This window comes from Pedobacter segetis (genome assembly GCF_016623585.1).
GTDB lineage: Bacteria > Bacteroidota > Bacteroidia > Sphingobacteriales > Sphingobacteriaceae > Pseudopedobacter > Pseudopedobacter segetis.
The window spans coordinates 20250-35443 of the sequence record NZ_JAEHFY010000028.1; the positions used below are offsets into that span (position 1 = coordinate 20250).

Sequence of the window (15194 nt, forward strand, 5' to 3'; positions counted from 1 at the left end):
TTATGCTGTAAGCACTTTTCATAATCACTTTTACTACCTCTTATTTCGTAATAACGGCATTATTCAAACGTCATTTCGACGGTAGGAGAAATCTCTAAGTTCCTTAATACTTCACCAATTCCAATTTACAGCCAAAAATTTAGAGCATGTGAATTAAAAAAAGGGCTTGTTTTCCATCGCTTACAGATTTCTCCCTATCGTTCGATATGACGGTTTACAAGGCTATTTCACAACAATTTTCATGCTTTTGTTGGAAATATTTAGCACATAAACCCCAGTTTTGATATTACTCAGTTTATAAGTCGCCAAACCGTTATCAAACTTCACTTGGTTTTTGCAAACTTCCTTACCGGTTAAATCATAAATCGCAATATTTTGCAGACCGTTTAAATCCTGACCTTGGATGTTGATGATACCGTTAACAACAGGATTAGGATAAACCAATAAACCTTCTTTATCCAAACTTTCCAGTTTTAAAGTCCTTATACCTAATTCTTTGGTTTTACCATCTCTATCTGTTTGGCTCAGTTTGTAATAGCTCAAACCTGCAAAAGGAGAAAAGTCTATAGTTGCATAATCAGCTCCGCTATTCCCTTTTGAGTTTATGGTGCTTAATTGCTCAAAGCTTTTACCGTCCGTACTTTTTGAAATGGTGAAGTAATTGTTGTTGGTTTCTGTTGCTGTCTGCCAGTTTAACTGCGCAAAATTACCCGATGGCTTTACGCTAAAGCTGATGAGCTTTACTGGTAAAGGGATAAAAGTTTCATACGCTCCCATATTTATTATTCCTCCCTGGCTTCGTACATTACCGTCCAAATCTGTTGCAATGGCAGATAAATCGGGGGTTTTCCCAGGATCGAAATAGCTGCTATCGCCTGCGCCAATGGCTGGGCTACCTGCTTTTATATGATAATCGCCACCGATAAAAGGAGCGGTACTAAAATCAGGAGCATCTACAAATAAAGGATCTACATTATCCAAATTATTTCCATCATCATCTACAAATGAGTTTTTCTGGTAAATACTGCTAGTAACCGAAGTGCCAAAACCAGCTATAGCAATAATTTTTGAACTATTTCCATAGATGATGCTGTTCCGTATAGAAGCACTGCCGTCAGGATAAATCCAAATCCCCCCACCATTATCATTCCCACTCTTAGCTTTGTTGCCACTGATGGTTACATTTGTAAAAACCAATTTGCCGCTAGAAATGTAGACTCCGCCGCCGAATCCACCAGTGGTATTACCGCTAATGACCACATTGGTGATTTGGGAGGTATAAAAACCTGTTGAATATATTCCACCACCGCCATAACTATTATTAGAGGAAATGTTGCCACTAACTGTAGAATTAGTTAGCACCGTAGCATTAACCAAATCTAGCCCTCCTCCAGAACCGGCCCTGTTTTCTTTAACCAGTAGATTGTTAAACTTCATCCCGGCTCTAGCACTGCTTATGCCTCCGCCATTTCCGCCAGTGTTACCTCCTTTTATGGTAAAACCGTCTAAAAGGGCAGTATTCCCAGACCCTGTGGTCATCACCACATGGAGGACATTATCGCCATAATTGGTAAAATTGGGTCCATCATCACCGTTTAGGTCTCCGCTTAAAATACTCTCGTTGGTGCTAAGGCTTAAATCTCTCTCGCTTAAATTGCTTTCTGTACCTGCAAAACCACCATAAACTTTTACGTTTTTATATATGAGAAAAGCTTTATCTCTATTATTTGATCCGCTACCATTAATAACAGAAGCAATGTAAGTACCACCTTTTGCCCAAACCTGTTGGGTAGTGGTGGCATTTATGGCATACTGTATATTATCGGTGGCATTTGCCCAACTACTGCCATTTAACTTCCCAGCACCGCTTGGCGTAACGTAAGCAATGCCGTTGGCATCAGGTATAACGGATATGTTATAGTTGCTTTCGTAAGCACCCATATCGATAAAAGTTTTTTGTATGCGTCCATTCCCATCAATATCTGTAACAATAGCGTTTAAATCTGGCGTTTGAGCAGAATTGAAAAAAGTATTATCGCCAGAGCCAACCGCATAGCTGTTTTTTGTTAAATGATAATCGCCCACGCTAAAAGGGGCTGTGTTGGCTAAAGGGGCGTTTACAAAAGAAGGATCAACATCCAAATTATTGCCGCCATCGGTTCCGGTTGAGCTTAACCAAGCGGTACTGCCACCGCTGCCTTCGATAATGGAATTAAAAAAACTGGGCGTAGCCGAATTATTGAACACGCTGGAATTATTGCCATAAATAATGCAGTTGCGGATAAGGGGAACACTGCTGTTGGTATTGTACATTGCACCACCATTTGTTGATGCCGCGTTCCCACTTATGGTTACATTGGTTAGGATAGTGTTACTGCCATTATTATTGTACATCCCAGCTCCACTTGTGGCAGCATTACCGCTGATGATGACGTTGGTTAAAATTGGGCTGCTACCGTCATTATTTATACCTCCACCATTATTGGCTACCGAATTCCCGTTAATGGTTACATTGGTTAAAATTGGGTTGCTATTGTCGTTACGCACACCTCCACCAAAAAGTGCTTGATTACTGATGATACTTAAATTTGTGAGCAATGGACTACTATCGACATTATAAATCCCGCCACCTCTTGAGGCTAAAATATTTTTACCATTCACTAAAATGGTATTAGAACCTGTATTTGCATTTCCGCCTTGTATGGTAAAACCATTGAGTTCTGCCGTACCCACCGTTCCGGCAGAGATCACAACATGATAGGCATTTTCTGTACTGTTGCTAAAATTAGCACCGTCATCTGCACCTAAATCTCCGTTTAAAATACTTTTATTGGCGCTAAGGCTTAAATCTCTCTCGTTTAAATTGCTTTCTGTACCTGCAAAGCCACCGTAAACTTTTACGTTTTCTTTGATTAAAAAAGCTTTATGCCTGTCGGTTGTGCCGTTGCCCGCATATTCAGATGGGATATAATTACCGCCCTTTACCCAAACCTGCTGGGTAGCTGTTGCATCTATGGCAAACTGAATATTAGCAGTAGCGTTTGTCCAGCTATCGCCACTAAAATCACCAGAACCTGTAGGTGTTACGTATGCAATTCCATTAACGTTGGGCTTAACCAAATATTCATACACTCCCATGTCTATATCCGACATATTTATTCGGGCATTACCTGCTAAATCTGTAGTGATAGACGATAAATTGGGGTTTTGTCCATCATTATAATAGATGTTGTTCCCTGCGCCAATGGTTGGACTGTTACTTTTTAACCGGTAATCCCCACCGGTAAAAGGAGCGGTGCTAGCATCGGGAGCGTCAATAAATAAAGGATCGGTATTTAGGTTATTACCACCATCAATAACTTCAATATCTAATGGAACTGAACTCGTTCCACTGGTTTGTATGTTGCTATAACTATTAGTGAGGGCCACATACTGAGTGTTGTAAATCCCGTAACTGTTTCCATAAATGATGCTGTTACGTATTTTTATTATTACATCAGAATTGTAGATAGCACCTCCGTCACCTGCTTTGTTACCACTGATGGTAGCATTTGTAATTACTGGATTGGAACTGGTAAAATAAAGCGCTCCACCTCCGATTGCACTGTTGCCAGATATGAGAACATTTGTTATTGCTGTTCCCGAGTTAACATTGTATATCCCTCCTCCTAAGTAGGCGTAGTTGCCCTTAATAGCTACGTTTAAAATGCGAGTAGATGTGAGGTTGTTGTAAATTCCACCTCCCTTTGAATTGGCTCTATTTGATAAGATACTTAAATTTGAAAGTAATGGTGCTGTATCAAAAGCGTCATTGAAATTGTAAATACCACCTCCATTGCTTCTACTGATAGATTTTGAGTTTACTGTAATGGTGCCACCGGTATTTGCATTTCCACCTTTTATGGTAAAACCACTTAAAACAACATTTCCTACAGCTCCAGTAATAATTACAACATGATAGGCATTATCATCATAATTAGTATAACCTGGACCATCGTTACCATCCAAATCTCCGCTTAAGATGCTTTCATTGGCAGTTAGGCTTAAATCTCTTTGAGTTAACGTGGATTCTGTACCTGCAAAACCACCATATACCTTTATATTGGCTTTTAAAACAAAAGATTTGTCTCTGTCGGTTGTGCCGTTGCCCGCATATTCAGATGGGATGTAAGTACCACCCTTTACCCAAACTCCATCACCTGCATCCGAGGCATCAATCATTGTTTGTATGTTACTGCTTGCGTTAGCCCAACTACTTCCATCTCCGTTACCGGTGGCTGTTGTTTTTACATAACGGACGGTTTGTGCATTTGCTATAAAAGTAAAGGCAACCGCGATGGATATTAAACAAATTGCCTTTTTAAGGCAGCTTCTTTTAAGTTTGTTCATGGCAATGTGTATATGGGTTTTATATTTCAAGTGAGTATATTATTTATTCACACATAGAAACATTTTCGGCAAAATAGCTCTATACGCCAGAAAAAGAGTCTTTATGAGCGTCGCAAAAACGTCGCAATTTTAATAATGTAAAAAAGATGAGGGTTATTTAAGAAGTGATGATGTTTTTCTTGCGCATTCGGTAAGCAATGGTCCTTACGCTCTGTGGAGAAATACCTAAAGCTGTAGCCATTTCATTATAGCTAAAATTTAATTTTTTAAGCGCAAGAAAGCGAACTTCTGCAGGCGTGATTTTAGGGAATTCAGCCTTTAGTTGATGAATGTAACCGCCATTTACTTGGTCAAACAAAACCCTAAAATCTTCCCAATTTTGTTCTGTAATGATGGTAATTCTTCTAAGTTCTTCCAAGTTATTTAAAAGTTGAGTATTCCCGCTATCCTCCTTAAGTTGTTTATCTAATGAAGCTATGATTCTGTTTTTTTCTATAATACTTTTTGTGAAACTATCTAATTCTTGTTTGGCACTATGAATTTCTTTTTCTTTTTCGGATAAATGCTGTTGATTTAATAAGTTCTCTAAAGCGTGTTTCTTTTTTTGAAGCCGATAAATATAAAGTGCTATCAGGATGGCGATGATAAAAAACACGAGAATTAGATTAAGTTGTATCGTTCTTAATCTCTCTTTATCGTTAGCGGCTTTTAAATCTACATTGTGTTTGATGATATCTGCTTTTTGTTGCGAACGTAATAATTGGAGTGCGTTAAACTTCTTTACCATACTGTCCCTCACAAAAAGAGCAGAATCAATAAAATTATCCGCTTTTTGTTTATCGCCTATTAAAATGTAGTATTTGCTTAACAATGGATAAAGCCTCTGATACCTTGAGTATTGACCAGATTTATTTACATATTCCCTACTTTTAAGGATCCAATCAATAGCTTTCTTATTTTCTTTCTGTTTAAGATAAATGTTGGCTAACGTCATAGAAGAACCAGAAGCAAGTCCAAAATCAGAATATTCAAGTGCAGTTTTTACATCATGTTTAAGCAAGGGTTCTGCTGCTTTATAATTTTTTCTCAAATATAAATTATAACCTAAATTTCCATCAATTATACCCAACCATTGCTTATCGCTTGTTTTTGTTTTTAAGACCTTAAGCTTGTTCAAGTAAAAATCAGAAGAATCTAATTGATTGATTTTTTGATAGCTAAGACTTAAACTGTTATAAGATTGGGTAATGTAATAATCAATCGTTTTGTGTACACCTTGTTTATATTCTGTTGTTTTTCTAAAATAGGTAATGGCTTTTTTGTAATCAGAAAAATAATAATAAGAATTACCAACATGGTATAGATCAAGTACTTTATCTGGAAAATCTTTAAATTTTAAAGGTTGTATTAATGAAAGTTCTTCTTGGTAAAATTCAAAGGCAAGTTCATATTGCTGTAGATGACTCCAATAATAATTGGCTTTGGTTTTAAGTGCTCTCGCCTGTAATTGTACGATGTGATTTTTCTTTCCATCGGCAATCACAGTATTTAATAGCTTAAATATTTGTTTTTTTTGATTGGGATGGTATTCTATTAAATATACAGCTTCTACTAAATCCGATTCAATATTTAAAGCTTTGTCGTTGCTTTTTCTGCAAAAGGATTGAAATGATTCTAGTTCTTTTAGATTAGGCTGATGTTTATTTGCACTGATAATTTCATCATAAATATTCCATAGTTGGAACGCCCGTTCACCGTAAGTTTTGTTTAATAAAGTAGTGTAATCAATATTGTGAATTATAGCAGCTTGGGGCGGTATTGTGTTAAAAATTATTAACAGTGAAAGGAAGATTTTTATTTTCTGAAAACTCACAGGGGCAATATCGTATTTTCTTTTTAAAGAAATAATTATCTTTAAAATACACGAATTAAATCAATATTTAAAATAAGCTATTTGGCATATAAATAGCTCATTAAATTTTTTGTAAGAACCTAATTATTAAATATTTAACGTCAATTTAAAATTTTCTGAATTAGGATTTGGAGGATTATAGGATTTCCATGATTACAGCTTACCGCCCAACTCTGTGAACTTTGCATGTTTGCGGTTAAAAATTGTCTGAACCATGATTTTCATGATTTAAGGATTTCCATGATTTTAGTGGCCACCCAACTCTGTGTCTTTAGTGACCTCTGCGGTTAAAAAACATAACCAACTCCGTTTCTATGATTAAAAAATTCTCCCGCAGATTTAGATGATTAGCGCAGATTTAAAACTTCCATAAAAAACTTGTAAACATTCAACTCTGCGGACTTTGTGTCCTCCGGGGTTAAAAATGAACATGAAGGAATGAAGAAAGACGAAGCTTATATTGAAAAATAATTCTCCTCAGCTTTCTCCTGTGGTTAAAACCCATTCAATAAAACTAAAAATATTAGTATTTAAAACTAAAATATTTAGTATTTTTGTTCTATGAATTTCGAACGGATTACTGAAAAACTATCCATTTTGGCTGATGCCGCTAAATATGATGTTTCTTGCGCATCAAGCGGAAGCAAAAGAAACAATAAAGATAAAGGCCTGGGAAATGCAACGGGAATGGGCATTTGCCATTCTTATACAGAAGATGGGCGCTGCGTTTCTTTGCTCAAAATTTTGCTCACCAACGTTTGCATTTTCGATTGTGCTTATTGCGTAACCCGCAAAAGTAACGACATTAAGCGGGCAGCCTTTACCGTACAAGAAGTGGTAGATCTAACCATCAATTTTTACCGTCGAAATTACATTGAGGGTTTATTTTTAAGCTCGGGAATTTTTAAAAGTGCCGATACCACCATGGAGCGTTTGGTACAAGTGGCAAAAAAACTGCGTTTAGAAGAAAATTTTAACGGTTACATCCATTTAAAAAGCATACCGGGCGCATCTGATGAATTGATGCATGAGGCAGGGCTTTACGCCGATAGGTTGAGCGTAAATTTAGAATTGCCAACAGAAGAAGGTCTTAAATTATTGGCACCAGATAAGAACCGCCAAGATATGATCGATCCCATGAATTTTGTGAAAAACGAGATCTTGGTTTATAATGACGAGAAAAAACGGTTCAAAAAAACGCCAAAGTTTGCTCCCGGTGGGCAAAGTACACAAATGATCATCGGTGCAACGCCAGAAACAGATCTGCAAATCATCCATACGGCAAACCATTTTTATAAAGATTTTAACCTAAAAAGGGTTTATTATTCTGGTTATGTGCCCGTTGCAAATGATAGTAGGTTACCGTCTTTGCAAAGCCAAGTACCCATGTTAAGGGAAAACCGTTTGTACCAAGCAGATTGGTTGATGCGGTTTTATGGCTTTAAGGCCGATGAGATTTTAGACCCCAAACAGCCATTTTTAGAGTTGGATGTGGACCCAAAATTGGGTTGGGCTTTAAGAAATCTCCATTTTTTTCCTATCAACATCCAAAATGCAGATATAGAGATGATCTTGCGTATCCCGGGTGTGGGCATAAAATCGGCTTGGAAGATCATTGGCGGCAGAAAGTTCTCAAAATTAAATGCCGATCACCTGAAAAAGATGGGCGTTGCCTTAAACAGGGCAAAACATTTTATTTCTTTTAGTAATTCTTTACAAAATCTGCAAACCTTGCACCATCAAAATCTAAAAGAAATCATCCTAAAAACAATCAATAGTAAATATGAAGAGCATTATCAACCACAGTTAGCATTGTTTTAAAATATACGATCAAATATAAACCTTGGCTTTTTGCCTTCTGCCTTAAGCTTTTTGCATTTAGCTTTAAATAATTTTATTCTTATGTATTTATTAACTTATGATCATAGCGTAGAGGGCTTCTTTTCTGCCGTGTTTGAGGCTTATGAACGTAAACTGAAAAATGTAGTCATCAGAAAACAAGGTTTGCCCATGGTTTTGTTTACCGATGGGATGAGAAGGGTAAGCACAAACCCCAGAAAAGCAGAAAGGGTTTATGTGAAGCTAAAAGCTTTGATGGGGGAGTTGGGCATACAAAAGATCATTTATAGTTTATTAACCGAAGAAGAGCTTTGCGAAGGTTATATTTTTGATGTGATCAAATACGCTTTGGCAAACCCCAAGGTAAACGTAATGAAAGATATGAGCCATCCTTCAGTTCTAAAATTGGCACAATATACAAAGTCCGTTCATCGTGAAAAACATAGGATGGAAGCTTTTGTGCGTTTCAAATTAACTTGCGACGATATTTACTATGCAGATATAGAACCCGATTTTAACGTTTTGCCCATCATTGCCAAACATTTTAAAAGTAGGTACCAAGACCAAAAATGGTTGATTTTTGATCAAAAGCGCAGTTATGGCATTTACTACGACCTCTATAAATTAGAAATTATACAAATGAAATTTAATAGGCAATATAACAGGGAGGAAGGTTTAGAAATGTTGAAAAAAGACGAGCCTTTGTATCAAAGTTTATGGCGTACCTATTATGCGCAAACCAACATCAGGCTAAGAAAGAATATGCGTTTGCATTTACTGCATGTGCCAAAAAGGTATTGGAAATACCTTACAGAAAAAATACCCGAATATTGATTGCTGTTTTAAAACAGGTCAACCTAAACCATGTTCGTAATTTAAAAAATAGCACAAAAGGTATTTATTCAAATACTATAAACTCTAAAGCTGGGTTTAGATCAGTTATTTGGGATAATTATTATCCATAAAAATTTTTTGGCATCGTGATTGTGTTTTAATTATCACATCTACCTATTTAAAGCATTATTTACCAATAAAAACAAAACATTATGAGCATCAACGGAAAAGCAAACCAACTTACCCAAGAAATGAAAGATTCTGATTTCCATAAATTTTTCATAGAAGAATTACAGGATATTTACTGGGCAGAAACCCACTTGATAAAAGCATTACCAAAAATGCAGAAGGCTGCCACCAGCACACAGTTGGCAAACGCGATAGAAAAGCATTTGATAGAAACCAAAAAACATGTAGAAACGCTTGAAAATGTTTTTGAATTATTAGAGGAAAAGGCAAAAGCTAAAAAATGCGAAGCGATGGCAGGCATTTTAGAAGAAGCAAACGTTATTGTTAATGATACCGAAAAAGATACCATGACAAGAGATGCAGGCATTATTTTGGCTGCCCAAAAAGTAGAGCATTATGAGATTGCCACTTATGGCACTTTAAGGGTTTTTGCACAACACATGGGGCATACAGAAATTTATGATTTATTAAGCGAAACGCTTAAAAATGAGAAAGAAACAGATGTTGCCTTAACTAAATTAGCAGAATCTTTTGTTAATGAAGAAGCGGTAGCAGAATAGAATTTTTTAATGTTAGCAAAGCCGGGAGTTATATTTGATTTCCGGTTTTTTTATGCCTAAAGGGTTTTAATCACAAATTATACATTTTGTATTGCTCTCTGTTTTCAGCCTTCAGCCTTTAACCTAAAACCTTCAACCTTCAACTTCCCCCTTCAGCCCAATCCGGCAACTTCTCCTATAACTATTAATGCAGGGTGCGTAATCCCATGTTTTTCTGCCAGTTTTTGTAAGTCGCATAATTTTCCTTTTACCATTTTCATATGAGGTAGAGATGCGTGTTGTATCAATGCTGCAGGTGTATCTGGTTTACCGCATTTAATAGCCTCTTGTATAATAAAAGGTAAATTTTTCATCCCCATATAAATAACCAAAGTAGTTTTACTTTGCATCGCCAAACAAACGTCCCTAGATAAACTGCCATCTTTTTTGGTCCCGGTGATCATCCATAAACCCTCGCTAATTCCCCTATGCGTTAAAGGGATATCACATAAGCCAATTGCCAACATACTCGTGATGCCCGGGATGTAGGATGCTTTATAGCCTAAATCTCTGGCAAACATCATTTCTTCCATTCCCCTCCCAAAAATAAATGGGTCGCCACCTTTCAACCTTACCACTATTAGTTTCAATTGTAGGTAATTTGCTATCAATTCATGTATTTTTTCTTGAGTGGTGTATTCTTGGTATGGTGTTTTCCCTACATAAACCAAATCGCAATTTCTTTTAGCATATTTTAAAAGATCTTTATTGGCAAGGTTATCATACAAGATAACGTCGGCTTTTTCTAGCACTTTTATCGCTTTTATGGTAATTAATTCGGGATCCCCTGGCCCAGCACCAACTATTATTAACTCAGAATCTATATTTTCCATCAATTTTTCTTTAAAAACCCAATTATATAATATTAAATTTTAAAACTTTTCAGTTTTTTATTTAAAAAATTGTCAAAAAATGAATAATTATTAAGTGTTTATTTTAAATAATACTAAAAATTGCATTTATTTTCAATTTTATATGACTAAAGATATGTTTTTTATACATTTATGGTGTAAATATTTTAATATTATTCAATAAAAATTATAAAATCAGAATTTTATCTTAATTTTTATTGAATAATCAGAAATTTTAAGGTCAAAATCATATTTAAGCTTTAAAAAATGTGCAAATGAGCAAGAAAAATATAATTATCATAGGAAATGGCATGGTGGGGCATAAGTTTTGTGAAAAATTAGTGTCAAAAACCGATCAATACCAAATAACTGTATTTGGCGAAGAACCAAGGATCGCTTATGATCGTGTGCACCTAAGTTCTTATTTTGATGGTAAAACAATAGAAGATTTAAGCCTATCAACCAAAGACTGGTATTTAGAAAACCATATCGATTTAATCCTTGGCGATGCAATTACAGAAATAAACAGAACAGAGAAAACCGTTCATTCCCATTCGGGTATCACCAAACCTTACCACTATCTTGTTTTAGCTACAGGTTCTGCCCCGTTTGTGCCAGATATCCCCGGTATAGAAAAAGAGGGCGTTTTTGTTTACAGAACCATAGAAGATCTAGATAAAATGAAAGCCCATGCTGCCAAATGTAAAAGTGGCGCAGTAATGGGCGGTGGTTTGCTGGGTTTAGAAGCCGCTAAAGCCCTATTGGATCTAGGTATAAAAGAAACCCATGTGATAGAATTTGCTTCCCGTTTAATGCCTCGCCAAATTGATGATGCAGGCAGCAAGCTTCTACAAGGGAAATTGTCGCAGTTAGGTTTGCAGATCCACCTAAATAAAAACACCTCGTCCATTCTTGGAGAAAATGAAATAAAGGGTTTGGCTTTCGCCGATGATTCTAAACTTGATCTAGATATGTTGGTAATTTCTGCCGGGATCAGGCCAAGGGATGAGATTGCCCGTTTAGCTGGTTTAGAAGTTAGTACAAGGGGCGGCATTGTAGTGAACGAATTCATGCAAACATCAGATAAAGACATTTTTGCCATCGGCGAATGCGCACTTTATAAAAACATGATCTACGGTTTGGTTGCGCCGGGTTATGAAATGGCAGAAGTAGCCGCTTCTCATCTTTGCAATATAGATAAACAGTTTCATGGTTTTGATATGAGCACCAAACTAAAGCTGATCGGCGTAGATGTGGCCAGTTTTGGCGATGCCTTTGTTTCTGAACCAGATTGTACCTCCATTATTTTTGAAGATACCCACAAAGGCATATATAAAAGGATAAACATCACTAACGATGGCAAACAACTATTGGGCGGTATCTTAATTGGCGATGCCGATGCTTATAATATGTTATTGCAAACGGTAAATAACAAAATTGTTTTACCACCAAACCCAGAGGATTTGATTTTGGGAGCTAGGGGCGGCGAGGCCGCTGCCGGTTCTGGCGTAATGACTTTGCCAGACGATGCCCTGATTTGTTCTTGTGAAGCGGTTTCTAAAGGTGCTATCTGCGATGCGGTTACAAGCTTAGATATTAACACCATAGATGGCATAAAAAAATGCACCAAAGCGGGTACCGGCTGCGGCGGTTGTATCCCCATTGTGAAAGATTTGATCACTGGCACAATGAAAGAAAACGGCGTATATGTCAAAAATGTGCTTTGTGAACATTTTGATTATTCACGACAAGAATTGCTGGATCTGGCCAAAATGAACAAGATAAAAAGCTACGATCAATTGTTAGATACTTTTGGTAAAGGCGATGGATGCGAGGTTTGCAAACCTGCCGTTGCCAGTATTTTGGCCAGTTTATGGAACGATCTAATTTTAAAACAAGATACCATACAAGATAGCAACGATCGCTTTTTGGCAAATATCCAAAAAGGAGGTACTTATTCTGTGGTGCCTCGTATCCCGGGAGGAGAAATTACCCCTGATAAATTGATCGTGATTGGGCAAATAGCAAAAGAATATGGTCTTTACACCAAAATTACCGGGGGTCAGCGGATAGATTTGTTTGGGGCTCATTTGTCTGATCTTCCGGTTATTTGGTCTAGGTTGATTGATGCAGGTTTTGAAAGCGGCCATGCTTACGGAAAATCTTTGCGTACGGTAAAAAGCTGTGTTGGTAGCACTTGGTGCAGGTTTGGCTTGCATGATAGCGTAAGTTTTGCCATCCAAGTAGAAGACAGGTACAAAGGATTACGCTCTCCGCATAAATTAAAAGGCGGCGTTTCTGGCTGTATCCGCGAATGCGCCGAGGCACAATCTAAAGATTTCGGGATCATTGCCACAGAAAAAGGCTGGAACTTGTACGTATGCGGTAACGGAGGCTCTAAACCAAAACACGCCCAATTATTGGCAACAGATATAGATAGCGAAACCTGTATCAAATACCTCGATAGGTTCTTGATGTTCTATATCAGAACAGCAGACCCATTAACTAGAACGGCAACTTGGTTAGATAAAATGGAGGGCGGCATGGCCTACCTTAAAAATGTAGTGGTAAACGATAGTTTGGGCATAGCCACAGAACTAGAGGCAGAAATGGAATACCACGTTAACACCTACACCTGCGAGTGGAAAGCGGCCATTGAAAACCCAGACATGAAAAAGCGTTTCAACCATTTTGTTAACGCCCCAGAAGAAAAAGACCCAACCGTAAAATTTGAGGGAATGCGTGATCAGATAAAAGCAGGAGCTTGGTAGGGATAACCCTTGGGTTATCTAAGGTCCGGTAAGGATAATTTATAAATAAAATAATTGTTAAACATTAAAATCCAGAAATGATGAGTGAAATGTTAATCTTAGACAGAGAAATTGAAAGTACCGTTGAAGTACAGAATTTGTTTTTTGCCTGTTATTCTGATGATGTACCAGAAAACGGAGGCGCTTGTGTAAAATACCATGGCGAGCAGATTGCTATTTTTAATTTTACCAGAAGAGGAGAGTGGTTTGCTACTCAAAACCTTTGTCCGCATAAGCAGCAAATGGCTTTATCGCGTGGGATGATCGGTAGTGTGGGCGATGATTGTGAGCCTAAAGTCGCTTGCCCGTTCCATAAAAAAAGCTTTTCTTTAAAAAGTGGCGATTGTTTAAGTGGCGATGATTATAAAATCAAAACATACCCGGTAATTGTAAATAACGGCAGGGTTTATATTGAAATTAAAGATTGATCTTGGTTTTATTTTAAGAAGATCTTGGGCGTTTTAACAGGCTATCCGTTATATCTTTTTTTTATCCCCAGCGGGGCCGAAGCAAAAAAAAGGATGCCACTCCTATCCTTAACGCTCGCCACCAACAAAAGACTTGCGATAATTTTATTATTGCTGTTTTAAATTTGGTAATTTGCCAAAGGCCTTTGTTAAATAAACCTGATAGCAGTGAAAAGCCCGCAACCGCCCAAAGCGGTGTGGACTTGTAACGGATAGCAGGACTATCGGAAGTTTTGAAACACAAGCTTTGCTTTTCAAAAAAATTAAAAATAATGGTAGATATTACTGGTAAGCAAATTACTTTAAGAACGGCAAATGCAATTGGTTTGGTCTTTTGTTCGCCAGCTACCATTGGCCAGATAAAGAACGGATCATTGCCAAAAGGCAATCTTTTCGATGTTGCTAGGGCTGCCGCATTTATTGGTGCCAAATTAACCCCACAACTTTTACCGCATTGCCACCCCGTTCAAATTGATGGGATGGACCTGAAATTTGAGTTTTTGGATGAGCGTTTACATGGCAATTTTTTTGAAAACTCGGTTTTCTCTAAAACAGGGATTGTAATAAACGGAACGGCAAAATCTATTGGCAGAACGGGTATAGAAATGGAGCTGCTAACAGGCATCTCTGTTGCGGCTTTAGAAATTTATGATATGCTAAAGCCCGTTGATAAAGCTTTAGAGATTGGAAACATTAGGTTATTGGATAAAAAAGGAGGAAAAACCGATAGAAAAAAATATTTATCTGCGGCACCGGTTTGTGCAGTACTGGTCTGTTCAGACTCTACCGCTAAAGGAGAAAGAGAAGATAAAAGTGGGCTGATCATCAAAGAGATGTTGGAAGCCTCCAATGCAACGGTAAAATATTATAAAATTTTACCAGACGAGAAAGAAAGAATACAAGCACAAATATTGGAGTGGGTTAAAGAAGATATTCATTTCATCTTTACAACGGGCGGTACGGGTTTAGGGCCCAGAGATTTAACTGTTGAGGCCATAAAAGAAATTTTAGAACGTGACGCTAATGGGATTACCGAGGCAATGAGAAACTTTGGGCAGCAAAGAACGCCATTGGCCATGATGAGCAGGGGAATTGCCGGATCTATCGCTCATACTTTGATCCTTACGCTTCCTGGAAGTTCTGCTGGGGCCAGAGAATCTTTAGAAGCCATATTGCCCGCTGTTTTCCACGCTAGAAAAATGATGAAAGGTGGTGGGCATTAGTTTTATTGGTTCATTGGTGTTTTGCGTTGTGGTTTATTAGTTCATTAGTCATTGGTTCATTGGTGTTTTGCGTTGTGGTTT

9 protein-coding genes are annotated in these 15194 nt (G+C 37.4%); 6 read left to right on the top strand and 3 right to left on the bottom strand.

All coding sequences use genetic code 11. From position 1 onward, the window contains the following. Positions 1 to 222 precede the first annotated feature (222 nt). Together I5M32_RS15450 and I5M32_RS15455 are read right to left on the bottom strand one after the other, a co-directional pair. Positions 223 to 4419: a choice-of-anchor Q domain-containing protein gene (locus I5M32_RS15450; RefSeq protein WP_200587942.1), complete on the bottom strand. Its 4197-nt coding sequence runs from the start codon at positions 4417 to 4419 to the stop codon at positions 223 to 225. A 127-nt stretch (positions 4420 to 4546) separates the two neighbouring features. Then, positions 4547 to 6262, bottom strand: coding sequence for a tetratricopeptide repeat protein (locus I5M32_RS15455; protein ID WP_200587943.1), 1716 nt, complete (start codon positions 6260 to 6262; stop codon positions 4547 to 4549). A gap of 600 nt (positions 6263 to 6862) precedes the next feature. On the opposite strand from I5M32_RS15455, the gene I5M32_RS15460 reads away from it, so the two are divergent. The 3 genes from I5M32_RS15460 to I5M32_RS15470 all read left to right on the top strand — a co-directional run bounded on the left by I5M32_RS15460 (position 6863) and on the right by I5M32_RS15470 (position 9723). Continuing rightward, on the top strand, positions 6863 to 8122 hold the full coding sequence (locus I5M32_RS15460; RefSeq protein ID WP_200587944.1) for a putative DNA modification/repair radical SAM protein: 1260 nt from the start codon (positions 6863 to 6865) through the stop codon (positions 8120 to 8122). An 81-nt stretch (positions 8123 to 8203) separates the two neighbouring features. Next, on the top strand, positions 8204 to 8974 hold the full coding sequence (locus I5M32_RS15465) for a TIGR03915 family putative DNA repair protein (protein WP_200587945.1): 771 nt from the start codon (positions 8204 to 8206) through the stop codon (positions 8972 to 8974). Between the two features lie 212 nt (positions 8975 to 9186). Continuing rightward, complete coding sequence (locus I5M32_RS15470; RefSeq protein ID WP_200587946.1) at positions 9187 to 9723, top strand: YciE/YciF ferroxidase family protein; 537 nt, start codon at positions 9187 to 9189, stop codon at positions 9721 to 9723. Between the two features lie 152 nt (positions 9724 to 9875). On the opposite strand, the gene cobA is transcribed toward I5M32_RS15470, so the two are convergent. Next, complete coding sequence (gene cobA / locus I5M32_RS15475; RefSeq protein ID WP_200587947.1) at positions 9876 to 10595, bottom strand: uroporphyrinogen-III C-methyltransferase; 720 nt, start codon at positions 10593 to 10595, stop codon at positions 9876 to 9878. A 293-nt stretch (positions 10596 to 10888) separates the two neighbouring features. Here cobA and nirB point away from each other — a divergent pair, with 293 nt between their 5' ends. The 3 genes from nirB (at position 10889) to moaCB (ending at position 15113) form a co-directional block, all read left to right on the top strand. Beyond that, entirely contained in the window at positions 10889 to 13384 is a 2496-nt protein-coding gene (nirB, locus tag I5M32_RS15480; protein ID WP_200587948.1) for a nitrite reductase large subunit NirB, read from the top strand. A 77-nt stretch (positions 13385 to 13461) separates the two neighbouring features. Next, positions 13462 to 13851: a nitrite reductase small subunit NirD gene (gene nirD, locus I5M32_RS15485; protein ID WP_234461986.1), complete on the top strand. Its 390-nt coding sequence runs from the start codon at positions 13462 to 13464 to the stop codon at positions 13849 to 13851. 311 nt (positions 13852 to 14162) lie between these two features. Continuing rightward, positions 14163 to 15113, top strand: a complete 951-nt coding sequence (gene moaCB / locus I5M32_RS15490; RefSeq protein WP_200587950.1) for a bifunctional molybdenum cofactor biosynthesis protein MoaC/MoaB — start codon at positions 14163 to 14165, stop codon at positions 15111 to 15113. The last annotated feature ends 81 nt before the right edge of the window (positions 15114 to 15194 follow it).